Genomic DNA, 23,622 nt, shown 5'->3' with positions numbered 1-23,622 from the left:
TTGAGGAGTTCGGTATGACGTTGTCACTGTTCCACGGAGCTTTACGCCCTAAGGGCGTGCGCCGGCTCTTGGCGGCGGTCGCCGCCGGTGTCATGGCGATCTCGGCCGTGTTGCTCGCGCCGCGGCCGGCCGCGGCGGACACGCCGTGGCTGAATGTTTCCGAGGACGGCTACGTGTCGTTCAGTGTCCCCGCGGCCTACGTCCAGGCCAACGCGGGCCAGGTGTCGCAGGTCGTCATCGAGGGGAACTTCGGCCCATCCTTCAGTTGGGCGGAGTTCGGTCTGACCCGCCGGGGCGACGCCTGGTCGGGGGTCCTCGGCCCGCTCAAGCCGGGGCTGTACTCCTACCAGGTCACCGGCGATGACACCAAGAGTCTCAAGGATCCTACGAACAGCGCCGGCGTGGCGTCCAAGCCGCGCTGGAGTACCTTCTTCGTTCCGGGCGACTCGGCGCGCCTGCTGGCGGATGCGCCTCAGGGGCAGGGCGGCAAGGTCGAGACCCTGACCTACCGGGCGAAGGGCGACGAGCGGTCGGCTCTGGTATGGACGCCGCCGGCGTACTCGGCCAAGGGCGCCAAGGCCTACCCGGTGCTGTTCCTGCAGTCCGGTGACGGAGGCAGCGCCACCGACTGGCTCGACCTCGGTCGTGCCAAGCAGATCTTCGACAACTTGTCGGCCCAGGGTGCGATGAAGCCGATGGTGGTTGTGATCAGCGGCGGTAGCGGGCCGGAAGACAAGGAGTTGAAGGACCTCCGTAAGGCGGTCGCCGACAAGTTCCGCGTCCTCCGTGGCTCGGCGGACCAGGCGATCGGCGGTGTGTCCGAGGGGGGCACGCAGGCGCTGCGTGCCGCTCTCTCCCACCCGGGTCAGTTCGCCTACGTCGGCTCGTTCTCGGGATTGCTGAGTGAGAGCGTCGGCCGGGCGAACGCGGAAGCGATCAACCGCCACGTCAAGCTGGTGCGTCTGTACACGGGGAACGTGACCGATCCCGCGTACAACGCGACCAACCGTCTGACAAAGGCGCTGGACCGCGCCCGTGTCAGGTACGAGTTCGACGGGGTCAACCCCGACGCCGGGGCGAACTGGAACGCCTGGCAGGAGAACCTGATCGATTTCGTGCCGCGGCTGTTCCGCACGGTGCCGGATCACGGTCCGAGCGCCGGTCACGGGCAGCTGGAGGGCGAGTTCACCCCACCGGCGGCCGGCACCACGCCGACGCCGTTCGTGTCCGAGGACGGCTTCGTCACCTTCGAGACCACGACGGAATTCAAAGACGCTCAGCACGTGACGGTGTGGGCGAACGACGCTCCCGGCGGAAGCTGGCTGCGTGTTCCGATGACCCGTGACGGCGACCGGTGGCGGGTGACCGTCGGTCCGCTCGACCCGTGGTTCTACTACTACAAGTTCATCGTGGACAGGGTTTCGATCAAGGACCCGTCGAACCCGACGAAGGTGACCTCCGAGCCGACCTGGAGCGGCTTCTTCATCCCCGGAGACAGGGCGCGCCTGCTCTCGGACGTTCCCGCCGGCCAGGGCGGAAAGGTCGAGAGCCTGACGTACCGAAGCACCGTGGCGAATCAGGACCGGACCGCGTTGGTGTGGACCCCGCCCGGATACGACCCGAACCGCGCAGAGCGCTACCCCGTCCTCTACCTCCAGCACGGTAGCGGCCAGAGCTACACGGACTGGGCCGAGATGGGCCGCGCCAAGCAGATCCTCGACCATGAGTTCCTCGACGGGGACCTGGTGCCGATGGTGGTCGTGATGGGCAACGGCAACGTGTCCAACTTCAACAGGGAACTGCTGGAGAACATCGTTCCGGCGGCGCGTGCCCGCTACAACATCTCCAGCGACCCGTCGCAGCAGGCCCTCGCCGGCCTCTCGATGGGCGGTGGACAGGCGTTCGGGGTCCTCAAGGCGTACCCGGGCCAGTTCGCGTACGTCGCGGCGTTCTCGGCCGGGTTCGGCAGCAGCACCGGCGTCGACGTGGCGGCCATCAACAACGGGACCAAGCTGCTGCGCCTGTACGTCGGCGACCAGACCGACTTCGTGTATCCGTCGGTCATGGCGTCCCTGCCCACAATGGACAACCTGGGCATCCACTACGAGTTCGCAGGGGTCACCCAGGGGCCCCACGGCTGGGACGTGTGGCAGAAGAACCTCATCGACCTCGCACCGCGTCTGTTCAAGCGCTAGGTAAGCCTGTCCGAGGCGGCACCATCGGAGCATCGGGGGCCCCGGTGATGCTCGCCAAGCACGTGGGCGTGTGAACGCTCACAACAGAGATCGGCACGAGGGAAAGGGCGCGGATCGTGGCATCCGCGCCCCGTCCCGGCCGATCGCTCGGCCTCAGCGGTAGCGCACGGGCCTTTGTGCGCTGCGACCCCCCAAGGGAGATCATGTCCATGAAGAGAAAGAGCCTGATAACCGCGGCGGCCCTGCTCGCTGCCGCGAGTGCGCTCGCCGCCTGCGCCCCCGACGCAGGAGGGGGAAGCGCCGCGGGTGGAAGCGCCCCGGCCGCGAACGACGCGGGCGGAAACAACGCGAGCAACTGCACGAACACGATCAGCAAGAAGGACCTGCCGGTCGTGACCTTCTGGGGCTGGTACCCCAACATGCAGCTCGTCGTCGACAACTTCAACAAGCAGAACAACGAGGTGCAGGTCTGCTGGACCAACGTCGGCCAGGGCGGTGACGAGTACGACAAGTTCCAGACGGCCATCTCGGCGGGGACCGGAGCCCCCGACGTGATCATGATCGAGGCGGACCGGATCCCGACCTTCCAGATCCAGAAGGCCCTCGTCGACATCAAGCAGTACGGCTATGACGCCGTCAAGGACAACTACGGCCCGGGCGCGTGGAAGGACGTCTCGATCGGTGGCGCGGTCTACGGCGCGCCGGTCGACGGCGGCCCGATGGCGATGATCTACCGGAAGGACGTCTTCGAGAAGTACAAGATCACGCCACCGAAGACGTGGGCAGAGTACGAGCAGGCGGCGCAGAAGGTGAAGGACGCGGGGGGCCCGCAGTTCGGCGACCTGGGCGCGAACGTGCCGGCCGTCATGATGGCGCTGCAGATCCAGAAGGGCGCCAATCCGTACACCTACGATCCGGCGCGGCCGGAGTCGATCGGCATCAAGCTGAACGACCAGGCCTCCAAGGACGTGCTCGACTACTGGGGGCGCCTCGCCAAGAATGGCCTGGTCGGGACGCAGGACCAGTTCACGCCGGAGTACATCGCCGGTGTGGTCAACGGTAAGTACGCGACGTACATCTCGGCGGCCTGGGCGCCCGGATACCTCACCGGCGCCGGCGTCGGCAAGGGCAAGGACACCGGCAAGTTCGCGGTGGCGCCGCTTCCGCAGTGGGATTCCAGCAACCCCGTGCAGGTGAACTGGGGCGGGTCGGCCTTCTCGGTGACGAGCCAGGCGAAGAACCCCGCGCTCGCGGCGAAGGTGGCGTACGGCCTCTACGCCGACGATGAGTCGCTCACCGACGGCTGGACCAACCAGATCATCTTCCCGCTGAACCTGAAGGCGCTCAACGATCCCGCATTCGTGGACCTGAAGGTGGCGTTCTTCGACGGCCAGCAGGCGAACAAGGAGGTCTACGTCCCCGCGGCGAATGCCTACACGGGCATGACCTACAGCCCGTTCGGCCAGTACTACTTCGATTCCATGACGAAGCAGATCGGTGCGGTCATCGACGGCTCCATCACCGGCGCGCAGGCCGCCGACCGGGTCCAGGAGGACGTGGCGAACTACGCCAAGGAGCAAGGCTTCACCGTCCAGTGACAAACGCGGGTGGGCCGGACGTCTCCGGCCCACCCATCCGTTACCCCCGGCATCGACCTTCCCGGAGCCCACAATGACCCTCCTGATCGAGGAGAGTGCAACGAGCACTCAAGAGAAAACACCCAAGTCCCGCGGCAAGGTGCGACTGCGTGAGCACCTGATGGGGTGGGTCTTCGTCGGGCCGTTCGGGCTCGTCTTCCTGGCGTTTCTCATCGCGCCGCTCGCGTACGCGCTGTATCTCAGCCTCTGGCAGAAGAAGCTGATCGGCGGCACCAGCTTCGTCTTCCTCGGCAACTACGTGAAGGCGTTCACCGACCCGACCTTCCTTTCCGGGGTGTGGTTCGTCGTCCGCTTCTCCGTGGTCGCCATCCCGGTGCAGATCGTCATCGCGCTCGCGATGGCCCTCATCGTGGACGCCGTGACCTCGCTGTTCACCCGGTTCTCCCGCCTCATGATCTTCCTCCCTTATGCCATTCCCACGGTCATCGGGGCGGTCATGTGGGGATTCCTGTACAGCAAGAGCTTCGGGCCGCTCACCGACATCTTCGGACTGTTCGGCGCCACCGCGCCCGACTTCTTCAGCAAGAATCTGATCTTCTATGGCCTGATCAACGTCGTCACCTGGCAATGGGCCGGTTACTACATGATCATTCTGTACGCGGCGCTCCAGGGCATCGACCCGACGCTCTACGAGGCCGCCCGTATGGACGGCGCCGGGAAATGGCAGATCGCGCTTCGGATCAAAATCCCGCTGATCGCCCCCGCGCTGCTCCTGATCCTGGTCTTCTCGCTCATCGGCACCCTGCAGTTCTTCAACGAACCACAGATTCTGCGATACCTCGCGGCCGGCACGATCGCACCGGGATTCACTCCCAACATGTACGCGTACCAGCAGGCGTTCGGGCTCGCGAACTTCAACTACGGATCGGCGATCTCCTTCGCCCTCGGCGGGATCGTGTTCGTCTGCGTCTACGCCTTCCTGTTCTTCACCCGCAAGCGGAGGAGCTTCTTCTAATGACCGCCCGCTCCCGCACCGCCGGACGCCAAAGGCCGCAACGCCACCTCCCCCTGCAGGTGCTCCTCGGCTTCCTGGTCGTGTACTTCCTGATTCCGTTCTGGTGGGTCTTCGTCAACAGTTCCAAGGACGCCCCCGGCCTGTTCAGCGGCAGCAACACCCTGTGGTTCGCCGACCAGGTCGACTACTTCGGCAACCTCGAGCGGCTGTTCACCTACGACGGCGGCATCTACGGCAGGTGGATCCTCAACTCCACGCTGTACGCGTTCGCGGGCGGGATCGGCGCCACGATCCTGGCCGTCATGGCCGGCTACGGATTCGCCAAATACCGGTTCGCCGGCAGGCGCTTCAGCTTCTCGGTCCTGCTGGGTGCGTTGATGGTGCCCGCGACCGCCCTGGTGATCCCCACCTTCATGATGTTCTCCGGGCTCGGCCTGACGAACACGATCTGGGCGGTGATCCTTCCGTCGCTGCTCAACCCGTTCGGCGTCTATCTGATGCACGTGTACGCGCGCGACGCGGTTCCCGACGAGATCCTGGACGCGGCGCGGGCCGACGGTGCGGGCGAACTGCGGACATTCGTCCGGGTCGCCCTCCCGCTGATGCGGCCGGCGGTGGTCACGGTGCTGCTCCTGTCCGCCGTGGCGTCCTGGAACAACTACTTCCTGCCGCTCGCCATGCTCTCCGACAACCGCCTTTTCCCCGTCACCGTCGGGCTCGGCCTCTGGCAGGGAATCGCCTCGGCGAACAACTCGGGCAGCACCTCTCTTTGGAGCCTCATCATCCTGGGCGCGCTCGTGTCGGTGATCCCGCTCGTCATCGCCTTCTTCACCCTCCAGCGACACTGGCGCGGTGGACTGTCCCTCGGAGGCCTGAGATAGGACGCGGGTACGGCCGTACATCGAGCACGTCCCCGCACGCCGACGATGACCCGACACTGACGGACGGACGCGCACGGCGCTGTTCAGCGCGTCGATTCACGAATCACGAGCTCGAAGGGGGCGACGTACTGGGCGGTCGGGCGAAGGGGGGCGCGGATGCGCTGAGCCACCAGCTCGACCGCCCGTTCCGCCATCCATCGATGATCAGGTGCCACCGTGGACAGTGAGGGCACGGTGAATCCGGATTCGGGGATGTCGTCGAACCCGATGAGACGGACGTCCTCGGGAACGCGTAGACCGCGGTCGGCCAAGCCGCGGAGGACGCCGAGCGCGACGGTGTCGGTCACCGCGACCACACCGTCGATCTCGTGGCCGGAGTCGACCAAGCGGCAGGCCGCCTCGCGGCCGGCTTCCATGCTCGCGTCGTCCAGGGAGAAGACCAGAGCCGGATCGACGCCTATGCCTCGCTCGGCGAGCGCGGCGAGATAGCCGTAGTGGCGGCGTGTCACCATGTTGACGTCATCGGACGCTCTGCCGGTGACGATCGCGATCCGGCGGCACCCTCGGTCGGCCAGGTGGGTGGTCGCGGCTTTGGTGCCTTCCTCGTTGGGCATGGCGACGTGGTCGAAGCGGCCGCCGAAGTCCTGCTCGCCGAGCATGACGAGGGGATAGCCGGCTTCGGCGGGATGTTCGTCCAGCCGGTCCAGTTCGACGGCGCTGAGGATCAGGCCGTCGAAGTGCAGCGTGCGGGAGTGGGCTATCGCGTCGGCTTCCCCGGCTGCCGCCGCGCCGGTCTGTTCGATCGCGACGTGGAACCCCTGCCGCCCGGCCGCTTCGATCACATGGGCGGCGAGGTGGCCGAAGTAGGGGAGTTCGATGTCAGGTACGGCCAAGCCGATGACACCGGTCCGTCCAGACCTCAGGGTGCGGGCGGAGACGTTGACGCGGTAGCCCGATTGGCGGATGGCCTCCAGCACCCGCTGACGGACGAGGTCGCCGACGCCGTCACGGTTGTTGACCACATTGGAGACGGTCATCTTCGACACCCCGGCCAGCCGGGCGACGTCTTCCATGGTCACCATGCCGTGCCCCGCGTTCTGCTGGTAGGACGTGACTCCGGCCGGCCGAAGCTGTCCGGGGCCGTCGCCGCGCCGAGTTTATCGCGGCCCGACCTGCGCGGGCGGCACCGCGATCACGCCAGCCGTCCCTCCACTGTCACGAAGGAGTGGACGGGCAGGTGCACCCGCAGCCCGGAGGCGGTCTCCTTGACCTGCTCGTGGACGCGTGGAGCGACGATGCCCGGCACCTCGGGGGTGTTGTGGTCCTGCAGCCCGCCGGAAGTGAGGATCCGGGAACGGACATCGGTCAGGGCACCGCCGCGCAGGTCCAGCTCGATGTCGGCGGTCTCGGCCGCGTCCAGGTTGGACAGCGAGATGAGCACTCGGCCGTCCTTGCGGCTGGCCGACATCGAGACGGTCGGCAGCCGTACCGACTCGACTGCTCGGTCGGGGACTCCAGCCGGGAGGTCGATCCGCAGCAAGGCGGCGTCCTGGTGTCCCTTGTTCATCTCGAACACGTGGTAGGTGGGGGTCAGGACGAGCGCGCCGGAGCCTGGGTCGGTGAGGATCATGGCCTGGAGCACGTTCACGGTCTGGGCGATGTTGGCCATCACGAGGCGGTCCGCGTGCCGGTGGAAGACGTCGAAGTGCACGCTCGCGACCAGCGCGTCGCGGAGCGTGTTCTGTTGGTAGAGGAAGCCGGGGTTGGTGCCCGGCTCGACGTTCCACCAGGTACCCCACTCGTCCAGCACCAGACCCACGTTCCTGCCGGGGTCGTAGCAGTCCATGACGGCGGAGTGGCCGGTGATCAGCTCGTCGACACGCGCGGCCTGGACCATGGTGCGGTAGTAGTCGCCGGTGTCGAACACCGTGGCGTCGCCCTTGTCCTGCCAGGTGCCGGGGATCGTGTAGTAGTGCATCGAAAGCGCCTGCATGAACGCGGCGGGCCGGTACGCGCAGCCCAGGCCGCCGAGCTGCTTCATCAGCGTCTCCGTCCAGGCGTAGTCGTCGGAGTTGGCGCCGGCGGCGATGCGGTAGAGCTTGTTTTCGCCGTGGTCGCGGCAGTAGGTGCCGAATCTGCGTGCCTCGGCCGCGTACTGCTCCGCCGACATGTGACCGCCGCAGCCCCACGCCTCGTTGCCCAACCCCCAGAAACGCACCCGCCACGGCTCCTCCCGGCCGTTGGCCTTGCGCAGGCGTACCATCGGCGAGTCGCCTTCGCGGGTGAGGTACTCCACCCAGTCGCTCATCTCCCTGACCGTGCCGGAGCCGACGTTTCCGCTGATGTACGGCTCCGCGCCGAGTAGCTCGCACAGTGCCATGAACTCATGCGTGCCGAAGTGGTTGTTCTCCTCGACGTTGCCCCAGTGGGTGTTGACCATGGCCGGGCGCCGGTCTCTGGGACCGATGCCGTCCATCCAGTGGTACTCGTCGGCGAAGCAGCCGCCGGGCCAGCGCAGGTTCGGGATGTTCAGAGCTCGCAGCGCCTCCACGACATCCAGTCGGATGCCGCCCGCGTTGGGGATGTCGCTGTCCTCGCCGACGTAGAAGCCGTCGTAGATGCAGCGGCCCAGGTGCTCGGCGAAATGCCCGTACAGATGCCGGCTGATCACCGGGCCCGGGACGTCGAGGTTGATGATGGCGGGCACAGCCTGATCGGTCATCTATGCATACCTTGCGTTCAGTGGAGAGCCCTCATGCCGCTGCCCACGCTTCGACGAAGATGTGATGTACCTCACTTTATCGATCCATTGATCGATAAAGTGAGCCAACCTTATCGATCAACAGCCCAGTGTCAACACCCCATCAGCGGTCGACTGAACCTCACGCGCCGGTCAATGGAGGTGTCCTCGGCTTCGCATCACGTGAGGTCGCGCAGGAGATGCGCCGCAAGGACCGCCAGCCCGGTGCCGTTTTCGCGCTTACGTGGTCTGGCCCCCTATAAGCACAGCCTGCACGGGCCGTAAGGCCACAAGAAGGAAGTCTTAAGTGCGGCCCGGCACCTTGGAGTCATCGAACCCGAGCACGAAAGGCAGAACGATGACCCAGACCGCCGAATATGACATCACCCGCGTTTTCAACGCCCGCCGCGAGCTGGTCTGGGCCGCCTGGACCGAGCCCGAGCGCTTCTCGCGGTGGTTCGGGCCCCGGATGCTGGCTACCCCGGTGGGCCGGATCACTCTGGACACCCGGCCTGGCGGGATCTGGCAGGTCGTTCTGGTGGGAGAGGAGGGGTTCGAAGTGACGCTCGGCGGGACGTACCGGGAGGTGGAGGGGCCTGGGCGGCTCGTCTTCACCACCGGCGACCCCGACAGTCCCGGCGAGGGGCCGGCGTCCGTGGTGACGATCGACTTCACGCCGGTGGACGGCGGCGACCGGACGGAGATGCGCTTCCATCAGTACGGCGTCAACACCGACGAGGAGCACGCCGAGCAGGCCAGGGCGGGTTGGATCGAGTTCTTCGACCGCCTGGCCGAGCAGGTGAACTAAGGACACGTCATCAGCTCGCGCGCCTCGTCGAGCTTGTGGGTGGCACCCTCCCCGTATGCCGCCTTGAACGCCTCCTCCCCGAGCGCGTCGCGCACCAGGGCTGTCACGCGCTCCATCTCGCTCAGCTCCGACGGGCTCCCGGGAGTCTGGTTGTGTTCCCTGGCCGTGGCCGCCAGCCCCAGCAGCCTGGCGGCCTGCTCGGTCGGACCCGAGGCGGCGGCCGCGGCCTCAACGGCCCACGCCGCCGTCCTGGGGTCGCCGATCTTCCTGGCGGCGGCCAGCGCCTCCCTGTGCAAGTCCATGGCCGCGGCGGGGTCGCCGCGCAGCTCGGTGAGGTGTCCCAATTCGATGAGTATGGACGGCAGGTGCAGGGCCGGCTCGATGTCCGGGCCGCGCGGCACCCCTTCGAGCAGGTGGCTCAGGTGCTTCTCGGCCAGGTCCAGCCGCCCGGCCCGGCGCGCGGAGAAGGCGAGGCCCATCTCGGCCATGGTTTCGCCTTCTTTGTAACCCTGCCCGATGGCCAGCTTCATGGCGCGCTCGCAGAACTCAATGGCACGGTCGTAGTCGGTGGTCTGCATCGCCATCCAGCCCAGCCAGGCGATTCGTTTGGCGACCTCCGGCCACAACCCCAGGTCCTCGGCCATTCGCAGTCCCTCGCCGAACAGCCGCTTGGCCCGCTCGGAGTCGCCGGCCATCTCGGCCAGCCCTGCGAGCCACTCCGTGGCCCGCAGCAGTCCCCAGCGGTCGCCCAACTCGGTGAACAGCCGCGCGCTCTCCTCACCGTCCCGCTCCAGCGCCACGACGTCCCGCTGCGTGAACGCGTCCCTGGCCTGCCTGCTGAGCACGACGGCAACGCCCCACCGGTCCCCGACGGCCCTGAACGTCGCCAGCGCCTTGTCGGCCAGCTCCTGCCCGGTCCCCATGTCCCTGATGTTCAGGGCAACGAACAACTGGGCCCTGGCCCTCTCACCCGGGTCCTCGATCGCTTCGACCGCCGCCGCCCACTCGACGTCCTCGCCCAGCATGAGCGCGAACCCGGCCTCCCATGCCGCCGCCCTGGCCCGGGCGGAAGTGGTCTCCCCCTCAATGGCCAGCGCCGTCGCCAGGAACCGCCTGCCCTCGGCCAGCCTGCCGCGCAGGACCCACCACCAGGCCAGCGCATTCGCCAGCCGCGCCGCGCTCTCGCCGTCCCGGTGAGAGGCCGCCGTGTCGAGTGCCGCCCGCATGTTCGCGACCTCCGCGTCCAGGCGCAGCAGCCAGTCGCGCTGCTCGTGTCCGTACAGTCCCGGTTCGGCCTGTACGGCCAGGGCCAGGTAGTGGCGCAGGTGTGCGAGGCGTACCCGACCGAGTTCGCCGGCGTCGGACAACCTGGCCACGCAGTACTCCGACACCGATTCAAGTAGCCGGTACCTGACTCCGGCCGGGGCGTCAGCGACGACCACGAGCGAGCGGTCGACCAGACGTACGAGCAGGTCGAGCACGTCGAGACCGGCTTCCGCGCAGACGGATTCCGCGGCCTCCAGCGTGCACCCGTCGACGTGGACGGCCAGGCGGCGCAGGACGCGGCGTTCGTCGTCGGACAGCAGGTCCCAGCTCCAGTCGATCACCGCGGTCAGCGTCTGCTGTCGGGCCGGGGCGCCGCGCTGACCGGCGGCCAGCAGCCGGAACCTGTCGTCCAGCCTGCCCACCACGCCCTGCACGCCGAGCGCCCTCACCCGCGTCGCGGCCAGCTCCAGCGCCAGCGGGATGCCGTCGAGCCGCCTGCACAACTGCGCGATGGCCAGGGCGTTGGATGCGTCCAGAGCGAAGCCACGGACGGAGGCGGCGGCCCGGATCACGAACAACTTGACGGCGTCGGACCTGGCCATGGTCGCCAGGTCGGCGGCGGTGGGCACGTCGAGCGGCGGCACGCTCCACAACACCTCGCCGGCCACGGCCACCGGCTCCCTGCTCGTCGCCAGGATCCGCAGGTCAGGGCAGGACCGCAGAAGCAACTCGGCCAGCTCGGCGACCTGGTCGACCACGTGCTCGCAGTTGTCCAGCACCAGCAACATCCGACGGGGCTTGAGCGCGGCGGCCAGCTGACGCGCCAGCGCGCTGTCGGCCTCGTCCCCTATGCCCGTGGTCTTGGGAGCGGCGTCCTCACGGATGTCCAAGGCTGCCATGACGGCCTCGGCCGGGGAACGGGACCCCTGGTCCAGGGCGACGAACCAGGCCCCGTCCGCGAACCCGCTAACCAGCCGGTTCGCGGCCTCTAGCGCCAGCCGGGTCTTGCCGACCCCGCCGCTGCCGGTGAGCGTCACCAGTCGCTCGTCCCCGACCAGCGCGCACACATCGGCCAGGGCCTCCTGTCTGCCGATCAGCTTGCTGACGGAGGCGGGCAGGTTCGTCACAGGACGTTCGGCGGGCACACTCAGCGCCGGGTCTTGCCCGAGTATCGCCTGATGGAGCGCGACCAGCTCCGGTCCTGGGTCGAGGCCGAGCTCGTCGGCCAGCCGGTCGCGCAGCTCGCTGTATCCGGCCAGGGCCTCGCTCTGGCGACCGGCCCGGTACAGGGCCCGCATGTGCACGGCCCGCAGTCGCTCCCTGAGCGGATGCCTGGCCACCAGATCGCCCAGCTCGCCCACGAGCAGCCCGTGCTCGCCCAGCTCCAGCCGCGCCTCGGCGTGCTGCTCCAGCGCCGACAACCGCTGTTCCTCCAGCCGGAGGATCGCCGACCTGGTGTACTCCTCGTCCGCGAAGTCCGCGAACGCCGGCCCGCGCCACAACGCCAGCGCGTCGCCCAGAAGCCCCGCCTTGGTGCTGGGGCTGCCGGCTGCCTCGGCCCGCGCCAGCAGCGCGGTGAAGTGTGTGGCGTCCACGGCCCCGTCGTCGGGGCGCAGCAGCTAGCCCGGGGCGCGGGAGACGACCAGGTTCTTCCCGCCGGGTTCGGCGTCCTCCAGCGCCTTGCGCAGTTGTGAGACGCGCACCTGGAGCGCACCCGCGGGATTGCCCGGCGGCTCGTTCCCCCATAGGTCGTCGACCAGCCGGTCCATGGACACCGGATGGCCCTCGTGGACGAGCAGGTCCACGAGGAGGGCCCTGACCTTGAGGCCGGGGATGGTGACGGCATCTCCGTCGCTGGTCCACACGGCCAGCGGTCCCAGCACCCCAAAGCGCATGCTCGTCACCTTATGCGCGGCCGTAAGTGCACGAAAAGAACATGTTCATGCACCAGACGGAGCCGCAGTGCCGGATCGCCCGCCGCGCTGCGACGGTGCGCCCATCAACCTATTCAAGGTCCATTTCGAGGAACGCCCGGGCCTGCGCGGTGACGCCGTCACGCCGCCAGACCAGCGTCAGAGCGCGGCCCAGTGCGGCGTGGCGTAGGGGGAGCGTGACCAGCCCCAGGCCGAGGCGCCAAGCGGCCGACCGGGGCATGAGGGCGATGCCGAAGCCGTGCTCGACCAACGGGGCCAGCAGCGAGAGGTCGTCGGTCTCGGCCCGTATGTCGGGAGCGAGACCCGCCTCGGCGCATGCGTTCTCCAACGCCGCGCGCAGTCCGGTGCCGGGGGTGAGCGTGACGAGCGCCTCCTCGCGCAGGTCGGCGAGGGTGACTTCGGCGTTGGCCGCCAGCGGGTGGCCGGGGGCGGTCGCGACCACAAGGGGCTCCTCGCCGAATTCGCGGGCGCCCAGTGTGGTGGGTAGCCGCTGCCCGGCCGGCCCGGCCGGCAGGCGGGGGCCTGAGGTGCCGATGAGAGCGGTGTCGAGGTTGCCGGCGATCACCTGCTCGACGAGTTTCTCGGGGTCGCCGGTGCGCAGGGTGAGGCGTACCTGAGGGTAGTGGCGCTGGAACCGCGCGAGTTGGTCGAGCAGCGTCGCGGGGGGAGCGGGGACGGTGCCCACGGCCAGGCGTCCGGCCAGGACGCCCCGCAGCAAGGTGACCGCGTCGCGGCCGGCGGCGGTCGACTGGAGCGCGGCGCGGGCGTGGGGGAGGAAGGCCTCCCCGGCCGGAGTGAGGCTGACCTTGCGCTCGGTCCGGTCGAAGAGCCGCTCACCGAGCTCGCGTTCGAGCTGGGCGATCTGCTGGCTGATGGCGGGCTGGGCGACGTGGACGCGGGCCGCGGCGCGGGTGAAGCTGCCTTCCTCCGCCACGGCCACGACGTACCTCAGCTGGCGAAGCTCCATAAGCTCTCCTTATCGAGACGCCTATGAATCATATCTTGGACTTCTAATTCGTCGGGAGGCAGGCTTTGAGACGCACGCAAGATGCACCTCCGAAGGAGACAGCTCATGTCCCGTCACCACCAGGCGCTGATGGTCTGGATCGCCGTTCTGCCCACCCTCACCGTCCTACAGCTCGTGCTCGGCCGCTTCTTGGAGGGTGTTCCGCCGTACCTGCGGCCGCTGATCATTGCCACGCTGGTGGTGCCGATCGTCGTCTACGGGCTGCTGCCGCCACTGCAGCGGCTGCGCGCACGGCTGGCCGCCTTCATCGCAGGATCGCATCGGTGAAGGACAGCCCCATCCGCCACCGATGTAACTGGTTGCCGGATGAGGCTGCCTCAAGATATGACCAAGAATGCGGTCACCGCGCTACTTGTTGGCGACCATGTGGTCGAGGTTGAACCACCCGGCGTCACCAGAACCGTAGCTGACGCTAATCGTGTTGACGCCTGCCACCAACTGCACCGGAATGGTCGCGTCGCTCCAGGTATTCCAGCTGCCAGTGAGCGGGAGTGGAATTTGGTGAGAATCTCCGCCGTTCACCGACACCGACGCGCTCCGGGTGCTGGCCGGACCGTCAGGGCCGGCCGCGTAGCGGAGGTCCAGTGAGTATGTGCCCGCATCCTGGGCCACGATCCGCTGAGTCACGCTCGGCCCTCGTGAGGTGAAGCATGCGACGAAGCCCGATCCCGTATACCCGGGATGGTCCGTGGCCAGGCACGCTCCGCCGGATAGAGCTCCGTCCTCAGCCTCGCAGACGTCCCCGACCCCACATTGCAGCAACGCGTCAACAGAGTTCTTCACGGAGATGTCCTGCCCTTCTGACTTCGTCGTCGCGGCCGCCGTGAACCGGTAGTTGCCTTTGGGTAGATCGGCAGAGGTCGTCATCGTGTACTGCACAACAGTGCTCTGGCCGGAGGCCAACTTGGGCACGCTTGGGCACGCCGGCGCGCCATTGTCCGCGCAGGTGATGGTGAATCCGGGGGCCGGCTCGCCGGGCGGGGTGTAGGCGGCAAGACTCGTTCGGACGTCGCGATCCATCTGGGCACCGCCGTTGGTGAACGTCACCGGGACTGTGTAGGTGCTCCCAGGCTGCACGGCGGTCGGGGCGTCGAGGGAGATCGCCTGTGGTTCGGTCCAGGACAGATAGACGCCGTAGGCGTCGTGCTGCGACTCGAGGTCGAAAGGCACTGTGATGGCATCGTTCTGGACCTTGACGTCTTGGCTGAAGGCAACCTGGCGCGTGTACAGGGGCGCCTTGTCAGGGATTCTGTAGACAGTGGCGTGCACGAGGCCATCGCGGACCAGCCACGGCGTCGAGGACAGCCCCTTGAACGTTACGGCCATCGGCCCGACGTATGCGCCCTGAATGTCACCGAGCAGCGCCACAGCGCGCTTCTTCGCGGGGTCCGCGGACGCGGAAATCGCGGTCGACCCGACTTGTTCGGAGGTGGAGACCAGCGTCCCGGTCAGGTCGGCATAGGTTCGCATCGCCCACCAGTTTCCGTTGGGCGCCCATCCGCTCGGGGTCTTGGTGAGCAGCCCGGTCAGGTTCGGAATGGTGCAGCAACTCCAGTTTCCGCGCATGGCGTTGGCATAGTTCGACTGAGCCAGCCGGGCGTTGTACCAGGCGGTATCTCCGGCGGTCTGCCGATCCGCGGGCTGGTACTCGTTAGCCGACAGGGGCCGTTGGGGGATCCCGTTGGCGTCGAGTGCGTCCGCCAGGGACTGGCCGACGGTGACCGGGTCGTCCACGGTCCCCTCATCGTGGTTGGTGATCTCGTCCGGGACAGTGTTCGCGGCCTTGACGTGGGCCAGGAAGGCCTGCCATTGCGCGGGCCGTCGCTCAGGGGTGTAGGCGAACGAAGGACCGGCGATTTTCGCAGCCGGGGCGATGCGCCGGATCTCGCGGTAGGCGCTGTCCCACATTTGGAAGTACTGTGCCGTGTTGACGCCCGGTTTCCAGAAGATGCTGAGGTCGGGCTCGTTCCAGATCTCGTAGGTGAAGTCCTGGCGGGAAGCCTGGAGCCGGGCCACGGTCGCGTCGATGAACGTGATCCAGTTGCTGCAGTCGCCGTCGGTGCACGGCCACAGGGTGTTCGCCGGAGCCCCGCCGGTCGAACCGAACACATCACTGAGCAAGACCTGGTACTCGACCTTGTGACGGGGCGGGCGCTGCAATCGCTTCGCCTCGGCGATGACCGCATCGATGTTGGCTTGGGTGCCCGGTCCGAAGGTGTACTTGTCCTTGATCCAGCCGCCCGCATACCAGCCGCCGCTGCGGTAGGCGTTAATCGTCAGCGGGTCGAGGTATTCGTCGGACGGTTGTAACCCGTCCTGCGTGATGCCATAGAGAATGCCAAGACCCACCCCTTCGGACCGCTTCGTCTTTGCGGACAGATCGACGGTCAGTTCTTTCACGCTGGCAGAGCTGACGTTCGAGTCTGCCGTGGCGGGCTGCTGGCCGCTGACCAGCAAGGCAGCGCTAGCGAACAGCGCCCCAAGGGCTGCGAGCAGCTTTCTGCCGTTCAGGCCTCGGCCCTGGCCGTGTACCGCGGCTGTGCCGTCGGGACGCCTAATTGTGACTAAGCGTTTTGGATGAGCTGACATTCTTCCTTCTTTCGTGGAGGGGCCAACCCACATCGCGGCCGGCGGGGTCACGGTCAGCGCGAGTGCGGAGGCGAGGACGGCGTGCGGCACGATCCTGCGTGCCCGCCGAGACAAGGGTGTGACCATGCGCCTTTCCCGTTCGGGGGTGCGGTTAGGTCGAATCGATTCGGCGAATCGGTTCGACTGGACCATAAGCGCGTGCCGACGGGATGGTCAAGAGCCGGAAATGTCCGCGATACGTCCTCGCCATGCAGCCGTCATGCGACACCGTGGACCCAGAAGCCGTGCAGGGCCTGGAGATCCAGTGCTGTTGTTCGAGGAGGGCTCGACGGGGGAGGAGCCGGGGTCAGGCGCGGGGTCTCGCCGGTCCTGTGGTGCCGCGAAGGGAGATGGGCGGGGCGGCCAGGAGGTGGCGGTGCGGACTGCCGGGATCGGCGATGCGCTGGATGAGCAACTCGACGGCGCGAGCGCCGAGCTCGATGGTGGGAACGTCGGCGGAGGTGAGCGGTGGGTCCAGGTTCTCGGCCAAGTTTTGCGCGGCGACGCCGGCGATGGAGAAGTCCTTGGGGACGGCTAGGCCCGCCTGGGCCAGTGCGCGGTACATGCCGGTGATGGCGGTCTCGTTGATGGTGGCGATGGCCGTCAGTTCGGGATGTTCGGCGAGGAGCCGTTCGACGCAGGACAGCCCGGCCTGGGCGTCGTCGGCACAGCAGGCGTGGACGCCGTGCAGGTCACGTTGGGCGACGGCTCGCGTGAAGCCGGCCTGGGCGCGATGGCCGGGACCATAGCCCGCGGCGACCAGCTCGGCGGAGCGGTTGACGAGCGCGATGTTGCGATGGCCGAGGTCGGCCAGGTGGTGCACGCACTGGGAGATGAGCGTCTCGTAGTCGACGTCCACCCACGTCATGTCCTCGGGATGGCTGGTGCGGCCGATTCCGACGAACGGCAGCCCACTCTGCCGTAGGCGGGTGACGCGATCGTCCTCCAGCCTGATCTCCATGAGAATGACGCCGTCCACGCGTCGGCCCGTGACGACGCGCTCGAATGAGCGCTCGTGCTCACCACCCGACGGTGACAGCAGAACGTCCAGGTCGGCGCGGGCGGCGGCGTCGACGACCGTGGCCACGAAGCCCAGCTGCATGTCGGTCAGGCGCCGGCTGGCCGGAGGGATGACCAGGCCGATCGTGCGGGTCCTGCCCTCCTTCAGTGCCCGAGCGGCGGCATTGGGCCGGTAGTTCAGCTCCTCGATGACCGCCTGGATGCGCTGTCGGGTCTCCTCCGACACCGGGCGCTTGCCGGTCAGGGCGTAGGAGACGGTGCTACGCGCCACACCCGCCCGCCTGGCGATCTCCCCGATGTTCACCCGCACTCCCCATCCGAATCCGCCGGTCCGCGACCATCGTAGGTCGAATCGGTTCAGGGCACGCCGCGGCACTGGATTCCGTAACGAGGATGTGTCGCGGGGTGCACGCCTGCGGCGACATTTCGGCAACCGGAAGTCCCTTCCCATTGACTCGTGCGACGAACCAGGCCTATGTTCGGTCGAACCGGTTCGCCGAATCGGTTCGACCTAGATCGAAAACAGCCGCGTAACGCCTGTCAGCGGAGGTCAGACCCAGTGAGATCAGCGGCAAGGAGCCGGCGCGTGGCCGGTGTGAGTCTGGCGGTTCTGGCGACCGCGGGCGGTCTGGTCGCCTGCTCGTCAACGTCCGGCAGTGGGAGCTCGTCGAGCGCGAGCCAGGCCGCGGGGGGTGGGACCTATGCCATCTGGGACCCGTACCCGCAGTATGACAAGAGCTCTGAATGGGTGAAGCTGCTGGAGGCATGCGGCACTCAGGCCGGGGTGAAGGTCGAGCGCACCAGCTATGACACGAGCGATCTGACGAATAAGGCCTTGCTTGCGGCCCAGCAGGGCAACTCGCCGGATGTGCTCATAGTGGACAATCCGGTGGTCTCGACGCTGGCCGAGGCCGGCGTCTTGACAACGACCGAGGAGAACAAGCTCGACATCTCGGCGATCGCACCGAACCTTCTGGCCGCGGGACAGAGCGGCGGTAAGACGTACGGCGTCCCGATCGGCGCCAACACCCTGGCCCTGTACTACAACAAGGGGGTCCTGGAGAAGGCCGGAGTGGACATCGCGTCGGTCAAGGACTGGACGTCGCTGACCGCGGCCCTGGAGAAGGTCAAGGGCGCGGGCAAGAAGGGAATCACGTTCTCGGCGATCGGCACCGAGGAGGGCAGCTTCCAGTTCCTGCCCTGGTTCTGGGGTTCCGGCGCGCAGCTCACCAAGCTCGACTCGGCCGAGGGCGTGTCGGCCGTGGCGCTGTGGAGCGACTGGCTGGAAAAGGGGTACGCCCCCAACTCTGTGATCAACAATACGCAGACGACCAGCTGGCAGGAGTTCGCCAGCGGCGATTTCGCCTTCGCTGAGAACGGCACGTGGCAGCTGGCCAACGCCAAGAAGGCCGGCTTCGAGTACGGGATCATTCCGGTGCCTGGCAAAGGTGGCGGGACCGCGCCGGCTCCCACCGGTGGTGAGTTCGTCAGCATCCCCGTCCAGCAGGACGCCGCCCGCTACGCGACCTCCCAGAAGCTCGTGACGTGTCTGACCAGCCCCGACAACTCTCTCACCACCACGACCACCCTCTCCTACATCGCGCCCACTGAGGCGGTGCAGGCCAAGCAGGTGGCGGCCACTCCCGACCTGAAGGTGTGGGTGGACGCGGTGAAGGCGGCCAAGGGCCGCACCAGCGACGACCTCGGCACCAAGTACCCGAAGATCTCTGAACCGATGTGGGGTGGGGTGCAGGCGGCGCTGAGCGGATCGAAGTCGCCGCAGGAGGCGATGGCGGCCGCGCAGTCCGCGGCGGCGAGCGCCATCCAGTAGGAAGCATGAGTCGAGTAACACAGACGAAGGTCCGTCCCGCCGGTGGTCTCGCCCCCTTGGAGGGGCGAGGCCACCGAGTGGCGGCGCGAACCCGGTCCGGGCAGTGGGCGGCGTGGGCGTTTCTGGCCCCGGTCGCCGTCTACTTGCTGGTGTTCTACGCCTATCCGCTGTATCGCAACGTCGAACTGAGCCTGCGCAACTACACGGTGCGTTCGTTCGTGCAGGGCGATGCGCCGTTCACCGGGTTCGCCAACTACGTCAAGATCTTCGGCGATGCGACGTTCGGGCCCGCCCTGTGGCACACGGTGGTGTTCACGGTGGTGTCACTGGCCTTCCAGTTCGGGATCGGGCTCGCTCTGGCGGTGTTCTTCAGCCGGAACTTCCGGCTGTCGGCCACGTTGCGGGCGCTGTTCCTGGTGCCCTGGCTGTTGCCGTTGATCGTGTCGGCCTCGACCTGGTCGTGGATGCTCAACAGCGACTCCGGCGTCATCAACGTGGTGCTGGGCGCGTTCGGGATCGACCCGGTGAACTGGCTGACCTCGCCGGACTGGTCGTTGTGGTCGGTGACCATCGCCAACATCTGGATCGGCATCCCGTTCAACCTGGTGGTGCTGTACTCCGGCCTGCAGGGGATCTCACCGGCCATCTACGAAGCCGCCGCGCTGGACGGGGCAGGTGGCTGGCAGCGGTTCTGGAAGGTCACCTTCCCGCTCCTGCGGCCGGTGTCGGCGATCACGCTGCTGCTCGGGCTGGTCTACACGCTGAAGGTCTTCGACCTCATCTGGATCATGACGAAGGGTGGCCCGAGCGGCTCCTCCACCACGTTCGCCACCTGGTCTTACCGATTGGGCTTCGGGAACCTGGTGCCCTCCTTCGGGCCCGGCGCGGCGGTGGGCAACCTGCTGATCGTGATGGCCCTGATCTTCGGGCTGATCTACATCCGCGTGCAGCGAAGGCAGGCCCATACATGAGGTACTGGAAGACCGCGATCGGGTTGGTGCTGACCGGCGTGATGCTGTTCCCGGTCTACTGGATGATCAACGTGTCGTTCACCCGGGAAACCGACATGCGCAAGAGCCCGCCGAGCTGGTTTCCTGTCAACGGCACGCTGGAGGGATACCGGGCGGTCCTGGACCAGCAACTGCCCTACCTGGGCGCGAGCTTGGTCGTCGGGCTGGGCACGGTGGCGCTGACCCTGCTGGTATCGGCACCGGCCGCGTACTCCCTGGCCAAGCTGCGCCCGCGCGGCGGTGGGGTGCTGAGCTTCGTGCTGCTGATCGCACAGATGATCCCCGGGATCATCATGGCGATGGGGTTCTACGCCATCTTCCTCAGCACAGGGGTGCTCAACACGATCCCCGGGCTGATAGTGGCGGACTCCACGCTCGCCGTGCCGTTCGCGGTGCTGATCTTCACCGCGTTCATGTCCGGCATTCCCGAGGAGCTGCTCCAGGCCGCCCGCACCGACGGCGCCGGCACTTTCCGCACCTTCTGGTCCATCGTGCTGCCCGTCAGCCGCAACTCGATCATCACTGTGTCGCTGTTCGCGTTCCTGTGGGCCTGGTCGGACTTCGTCTTCGCCAGCACTCTCGACCAGGGCGGTGACCACCAGCCGATCACACTCGGCATCTACCACTACATCGGCAACAACAACCAGCAGTGGAACGCCATCATGGCCACCGCCGTGATCGCCTCCGTCCCGGCCACCATTCTGCTCATCATCGCCCAGCGCTACGTGGCCGCCGGTGTCACCGCGGGCGCCGTCAAGGACTGACCTTCCGAGAAGGGACCCTCACTTTCATGACCGTCGCCGCGTCAGGCCCGGTGTTCTCTCTGCGGGAAATCCCGTTCAGCTTCCACGGATCCTGGTTCGACTTCTCACCCGTGGTGGCCGAGAAGACCTACGCCCAGGACGTGCACCTGGTCTCACACCAAACCGGCATGCACCCGATTCTGCGGCTGATCCCCACCGCGGAGACCGACATCACCGCCACACCGCACCAGCTCACCTGGAGCTGCGAGGGCGGCCGGATCGATCTCGCCTACGAAACCCCCGACACCGTACGGCTGCGCGGCCACCGCCTCGGCCTCCGTCTGCTAGCCGCTGATCCCATCCTGACCCCGTTCAGCGGCCCCTACTTTTACCAGGATCCCGCCGACGGATCATTCGTCTTCACCGTTTACCAGACCGGGCGCCGCTACCGCATCACCCTGATCTACGGGCAGATCACCGAGCAGCTCAACGCGCAGACGCTTGGCGCCGCCGAGCGCGGCGTCGTCCTGAGCGGCGATTGGGAGATCGCCATCGAGGAATACGAGGCCGCCCGCGACCCCTACGCCAGTGCAGATACCTTCGAGCAGGTGGCCAAGGCGGCGCGGGCCGAATTCGACGCGTTCGCCGCGGCGGTGGCGCCCTGGCGCAGCGATCGTACGCCTGCCGCCGAGTTGGCCGCCTACGTGCTGTGGTCGGCCACGGTCCGCCCAGCCGGGTTCGTCACCCGGCCCGCCGTGCTCATGTCCAAGCACTGGATGGACAAGGTCTGGAGCTGGGACCACTGCTTCAACGCCATCGCCCTGTCCGGCGGCCTGCCCGATCTGGCCTGGGACCAATTTCGGCTGCCCTTCGACCACCAAGACGTCGCCGGGGCGCTGCCTGACTCCGTCACCCATTCCGAGATCCTCTACAACTTCGTCAAGCCGCCGATCCATGGCTGGGCCCTCCGGCACATGCCCCCGGTGCCGAAGGGCGAGCTGGCCGAGACATACCGGCTGCTGGAGCGCTGGACCATGTTCTGGCTGACCGCCCGGCGCGCTCCCGGCAGGGAACTGGCGCATTACCAGCACGGCAACGACAGTGGTTGGGACAACGCCACCACCTTCGACCCTGAGCGCGTCGTCGAGACCGCTGACCTGGCCGCCTTTCTCGTGCTCCAGATGCGCGCGCTCGCCCGTCTGGCCACCGGACTCTCCAATCCTGATGCGGCGGCCGGCTGGTCGGCCGCGGCCGACCGGATGCGAGACGCGCTGCTCGCTGAGCTGTGGGCGGGGGACCGATTCGTCGCCCGGGGCGCACGTTCGGGACGAACCTGGTCCAGTTCCAGCCTGCTCGACCTCATGCCGATCGTTCTGGGGGAGGAACTCCCCGAATCGATTCGTGCGACGTTGGCCGCAAAGATCGAGAAGCATCTGACCGCGTTCGGGCCCGCCACCGAGTCGCCCACCTCTGAGCAGTACCAGGACGACGGCTACTGGCGCGGGCCGATCTGGGCACCCTCGACCGTTCTGATCGAGGACGGCCTTCGGCGTGCTGGGTACACCGACCTGGCCGACGAGATCAGTGCGCGCTTCCGCGCGTTGTGCGAGAGCTCCGGTTTCGCGGAGAACTTCGACGCCCGCACGGGAGAAGGATTACGCGACCGTGCCTACACCTGGACGGCCAGCGCCTATCTCGTGCTCTCCGCCGCCCAGGAGGGGCGGCGCCGACAGGGGCTTTGACACGAGAGGTCAGGCCCGCCTAGCCTGGTGTCGAATCGGTTCGAGCGCGCCTGCGACGATGGGCCGGTTGCACGGGGGAATGAGTGAACATCGGGGAGATCGCCAAGCGGGCGGGTGTGTCGCGCAGCACCGTGTCGTACGCCCTCAGTGGCAAGCGCACGGTCTCCGAAGCAACGCGTCGGCGCATTCTGCGGGTCATCGACGAGGCCGGTTATCGCCCCAACGCCAGCGCCCGAGCCCTGGCCGAGGGGCGTACCCGTACCATCGCCCTGGTGATCCCCCCTGCGGGACGTTCCCTCACCCCCATCCAGCTGGGGTTCGTCGCCGGCGTCGTCGCGGCAGCCAGTCTTCACGAATTGGATGTGCTGCTGTCTCCCAGCGGCGGTGAGCACGACCGCTCGTTCGAGCGGATCATCAGCGGCCGCCGCGTCGACGGAGTGATCCTCATGGAGGTCCGATTGCAAGACGCGCGGGCAGCCAGGCTGCGTGAGTCCGGCCTACCGTTCGTGGCGATCGGCCACACCGCCGACGCCGGGACCGGCTGCTGGGTGGACCTGGACTATGAGGGGCTCGTCGGGAACTGCGTGCACCACCTGGCAGACCTCGGGCACCGCGCGATCGCCCTCATCAACCGACCGCAGGAGTTCCTGGACTCCGGCTACGGCCCGGCCCGCCGCGCCCTGGACGGATTCACCGCCGCCGCAGCCGCGCGCTCCCTCACCGCGACGGCGATCTGCTGCTCCGATGACGCGATGGCCGGCGAGGCCTGCGTGGAGAACCTCCTCGCCGCCCACCCCGCGATCACAGGTATCGTCACCGCCAACGAGGCCGCATTGCCCGGCATGGAACGCGCGCTACGCCGCCTCGGCCGGGCAGTACCCGGCCAGATCTCCATCACCGGGGTGGTCGGACGGCACTGGGCCGAGGAGTTCCACCCACCCCTGACCGCGGCCGACGTCCCCATCTCCGACATGGCCGACCGCGCTGTGGAACTTCTTGCCGAGCGAATCTCCTCGCCCGCCGCGCCGGAGCGCCACGTCCTCCTGGCGCCACCGATCTCCTTACGCTCCAGCACGGCTCCTCCGGTCCAACGAGCCGAGAGTGATCCAGCCTTGCCTTCCCAGGGCAGCCATGCTGAGTGTTCGACCAGCTGAAGCGCCGGGAGCTGCGGGCGCCACATCACG

18 protein-coding genes are annotated in these 23,622 nt (G+C 67.5%); 11 read left to right on the top strand and 7 right to left on the bottom strand.

The features are described 5' to 3' along the window. Positions 1–14 precede the first annotated feature (14 nt). The 4 genes from Pph01_RS39655 (at position 15) to Pph01_RS39640 (ending at position 5,689) form a co-directional block, all read left to right on the top strand. The gene (locus tag Pph01_RS39655) at positions 15–2,195 is read left to right on the top strand and encodes an alpha/beta hydrolase (RefSeq protein WP_204078417.1); all 2,181 of its coding nucleotides are present in this window, start codon (positions 15–17) and stop codon (positions 2,193–2,195) included. 209 nt (positions 2,196–2,404) lie between these two features. Next, positions 2,405–3,793 carry an ABC transporter substrate-binding protein gene (locus Pph01_RS39650; RefSeq protein WP_204078416.1) on the top strand — a complete coding sequence of 463 codons (1,389 nt, stop codon included), beginning with the start codon at positions 2,405–2,407 and terminating at the stop codon, positions 3,791–3,793. A gap of 73 nt (positions 3,794–3,866) precedes the next feature. Beyond that, on the top strand, positions 3,867–4,808 hold the full coding sequence (locus Pph01_RS39645) for a carbohydrate ABC transporter permease (protein WP_204078415.1): 942 nt from the start codon (positions 3,867–3,869) through the stop codon (positions 4,806–4,808). Next, on the top strand, positions 4,808–5,689 hold the full coding sequence (locus tag Pph01_RS39640) for a carbohydrate ABC transporter permease (protein WP_204078414.1): 882 nt from the start codon (positions 4,808–4,810) through the stop codon (positions 5,687–5,689). The genes Pph01_RS39645 and Pph01_RS39640 overlap by 1 nt, the downstream gene beginning before the upstream one ends. An 83-nt stretch (positions 5,690–5,772) precedes the next feature. On the opposite strand, the gene Pph01_RS39635 is transcribed toward Pph01_RS39640, so the two are convergent. Together Pph01_RS39635 and Pph01_RS39630 are read right to left on the bottom strand one after the other, a co-directional pair. Continuing rightward, a complete protein-coding gene (locus tag Pph01_RS39635; RefSeq protein ID WP_204078413.1) occupies positions 5,773–6,771 on the bottom strand; it encodes a LacI family DNA-binding transcriptional regulator in 999 nt (332 codons plus the stop codon). A 110-nt stretch (positions 6,772–6,881) separates the two neighbouring features. Further along, on the bottom strand, positions 6,882–8,411 hold the full coding sequence (locus Pph01_RS39630) for an alpha-N-arabinofuranosidase (RefSeq protein ID WP_204078412.1): 1,530 nt from the start codon (positions 8,409–8,411) through the stop codon (positions 6,882–6,884). Between the two features lie 376 nt (positions 8,412–8,787). On the opposite strand from Pph01_RS39630, the gene Pph01_RS39625 reads away from it, so the two are divergent. Then, a complete protein-coding gene (locus Pph01_RS39625) occupies positions 8,788–9,237 on the top strand; it encodes an SRPBCC family protein (protein ID WP_204078411.1) in 450 nt (149 codons plus the stop codon). On the opposite strand, the gene Pph01_RS39620 is transcribed toward Pph01_RS39625, so the two are convergent. From Pph01_RS39620 to Pph01_RS39615, 3 genes are all read right to left on the bottom strand, one after another. Next, positions 9,234–12,098, bottom strand: a complete 2,865-nt coding sequence (locus Pph01_RS39620; RefSeq protein WP_239117353.1) for an ATP-binding protein — start codon at positions 12,096–12,098, stop codon at positions 9,234–9,236. The two genes, Pph01_RS39625 and Pph01_RS39620, sit on opposite strands and share 4 nt — an antisense overlap. 24 nt (positions 12,099–12,122) lie before the next feature. Continuing rightward, positions 12,123–12,398, bottom strand: a complete 276-nt coding sequence (locus tag Pph01_RS43525) for an AfsR/SARP family transcriptional regulator (RefSeq protein WP_275412932.1) — start codon at positions 12,396–12,398, stop codon at positions 12,123–12,125. 109 nt (positions 12,399–12,507) lie between these two features. Beyond that, the gene (locus Pph01_RS39615; protein ID WP_204078410.1) at positions 12,508–13,404 is read right to left on the bottom strand and encodes a LysR family transcriptional regulator; all 897 of its coding nucleotides are present in this window, start codon (positions 13,402–13,404) and stop codon (positions 12,508–12,510) included. 105 nt (positions 13,405–13,509) lie between these two features. Here Pph01_RS39615 and Pph01_RS39610 point away from each other — a divergent pair, with 105 nt between their 5' ends. After that, positions 13,510–13,731, top strand: coding sequence for a putative antibiotic biosynthesis monooxygenase (locus Pph01_RS39610; protein ID WP_204078409.1), 222 nt, complete (start codon positions 13,510–13,512; stop codon positions 13,729–13,731). A gap of 81 nt (positions 13,732–13,812) precedes the next feature. On the opposite strand, the gene Pph01_RS39605 is transcribed toward Pph01_RS39610, so the two are convergent. Both Pph01_RS39605 and Pph01_RS39600 read right to left on the bottom strand, forming a co-directional pair. Then, positions 13,813–15,864, bottom strand: a complete 2,052-nt coding sequence (locus Pph01_RS39605) for a CBM35 domain-containing protein (protein WP_204078408.1) — start codon at positions 15,862–15,864, stop codon at positions 13,813–13,815. Between the two features lie 535 nt (positions 15,865–16,399). Continuing rightward, the gene (locus Pph01_RS39600; RefSeq protein ID WP_204078407.1) at positions 16,400–17,416 is read right to left on the bottom strand and encodes a LacI family DNA-binding transcriptional regulator; all 1,017 of its coding nucleotides are present in this window, start codon (positions 17,414–17,416) and stop codon (positions 16,400–16,402) included. 282 nt (positions 17,417–17,698) lie between these two features. Here Pph01_RS39600 and Pph01_RS39595 point away from each other — a divergent pair, with 282 nt between their 5' ends. The 5 genes from Pph01_RS39595 to Pph01_RS39575 all read left to right on the top strand — a co-directional run bounded on the left by Pph01_RS39595 (position 17,699) and on the right by Pph01_RS39575 (position 23,592). Continuing rightward, positions 17,699–18,943 carry a sugar ABC transporter substrate-binding protein gene (locus Pph01_RS39595; RefSeq protein WP_204078406.1) on the top strand — a complete coding sequence of 415 codons (1,245 nt, stop codon included), beginning with the start codon at positions 17,699–17,701 and terminating at the stop codon, positions 18,941–18,943. Positions 18,944–18,948: 5 nt separating this feature from the next. Further along, positions 18,949–19,914, top strand: a complete 966-nt coding sequence (locus Pph01_RS39590) for a carbohydrate ABC transporter permease (RefSeq protein WP_204078405.1) — start codon at positions 18,949–18,951, stop codon at positions 19,912–19,914. Next, on the top strand, positions 19,911–20,717 hold the full coding sequence (locus Pph01_RS39585; RefSeq protein WP_204078404.1) for a carbohydrate ABC transporter permease: 807 nt from the start codon (positions 19,911–19,913) through the stop codon (positions 20,715–20,717). Before Pph01_RS39590 ends, Pph01_RS39585 begins: the two co-directional genes overlap by 4 nt. 26 nt (positions 20,718–20,743) lie before the next feature. Further along, the gene (locus Pph01_RS39580; protein WP_204078403.1) at positions 20,744–22,438 is read left to right on the top strand and encodes an amylo-alpha-1,6-glucosidase; all 1,695 of its coding nucleotides are present in this window, start codon (positions 20,744–20,746) and stop codon (positions 22,436–22,438) included. A gap of 83 nt (positions 22,439–22,521) precedes the next feature. After that, on the top strand, positions 22,522–23,592 hold the full coding sequence (locus Pph01_RS39575; RefSeq protein ID WP_204078402.1) for a LacI family DNA-binding transcriptional regulator: 1,071 nt from the start codon (positions 22,522–22,524) through the stop codon (positions 23,590–23,592). The last annotated feature ends 30 nt before the right edge of the window (positions 23,593–23,622 follow it).

It is taken from the genome of Planotetraspora phitsanulokensis (assembly GCF_016863295.1).
In the GTDB taxonomy this organism is placed as follows: domain Bacteria; phylum Actinomycetota; class Actinomycetes; order Streptosporangiales; family Streptosporangiaceae; genus Planotetraspora; species Planotetraspora phitsanulokensis.
Note: the sequence above shows the minus strand (reverse complement) of the source record. Positions and strands in the feature narration are given on the sequence as shown.

Excerpts from the sequence above, each read along its gene's own strand:
- Pph01_RS39650 (WP_204078416.1), top strand. The coding sequence starts at position 2,405 with ATGAAGAGAAAGAGCCTGATAACCGCGGCGGCCCTGCTCGCTGCCGCG.
- Pph01_RS39585 (WP_204078404.1), top strand. The coding sequence starts at position 19,911 with ATGAGGTACTGGAAGACCGCGATCGGGTTGGTGCTGACCGGCGTGATG.
- Pph01_RS39630 (WP_204078412.1), bottom strand. The coding sequence starts at position 8,411 with ATGACCGATCAGGCTGTGCCCGCCATCATCAACCTCGACGTCCCGGGC.
- Pph01_RS39635 (WP_204078413.1), bottom strand. The coding sequence starts at position 6,771 with ATGGTGACCATGGAAGACGTCGCCCGGCTGGCCGGGGTGTCGAAGATG.
- Pph01_RS39645 (WP_204078415.1), top strand. The coding sequence starts at position 3,867 with ATGACCCTCCTGATCGAGGAGAGTGCAACGAGCACTCAAGAGAAAACA.
- Pph01_RS39610 (WP_204078409.1), top strand. The coding sequence starts at position 13,510 with ATGTCCCGTCACCACCAGGCGCTGATGGTCTGGATCGCCGTTCTGCCC.
- Pph01_RS39640 (WP_204078414.1), top strand. The coding sequence starts at position 4,808 with ATGACCGCCCGCTCCCGCACCGCCGGACGCCAAAGGCCGCAACGCCAC.
- Pph01_RS39655 (WP_204078417.1), top strand. The coding sequence starts at position 15 with ATGACGTTGTCACTGTTCCACGGAGCTTTACGCCCTAAGGGCGTGCGC.
- Pph01_RS39625 (WP_204078411.1), top strand. The coding sequence starts at position 8,788 with ATGACCCAGACCGCCGAATATGACATCACCCGCGTTTTCAACGCCCGC.
- Pph01_RS43525 (WP_275412932.1), bottom strand. The coding sequence starts at position 12,398 with ATGCGCTTTGGGGTGCTGGGACCGCTGGCCGTGTGGACCAGCGACGGA.
- Pph01_RS39590 (WP_204078405.1), top strand. The coding sequence starts at position 18,949 with ATGAGTCGAGTAACACAGACGAAGGTCCGTCCCGCCGGTGGTCTCGCC.
- Pph01_RS39615 (WP_204078410.1), bottom strand. The coding sequence starts at position 13,404 with ATGGAGCTTCGCCAGCTGAGGTACGTCGTGGCCGTGGCGGAGGAAGGC.
- Pph01_RS39580 (WP_204078403.1), top strand. The coding sequence starts at position 20,744 with ATGACCGTCGCCGCGTCAGGCCCGGTGTTCTCTCTGCGGGAAATCCCG.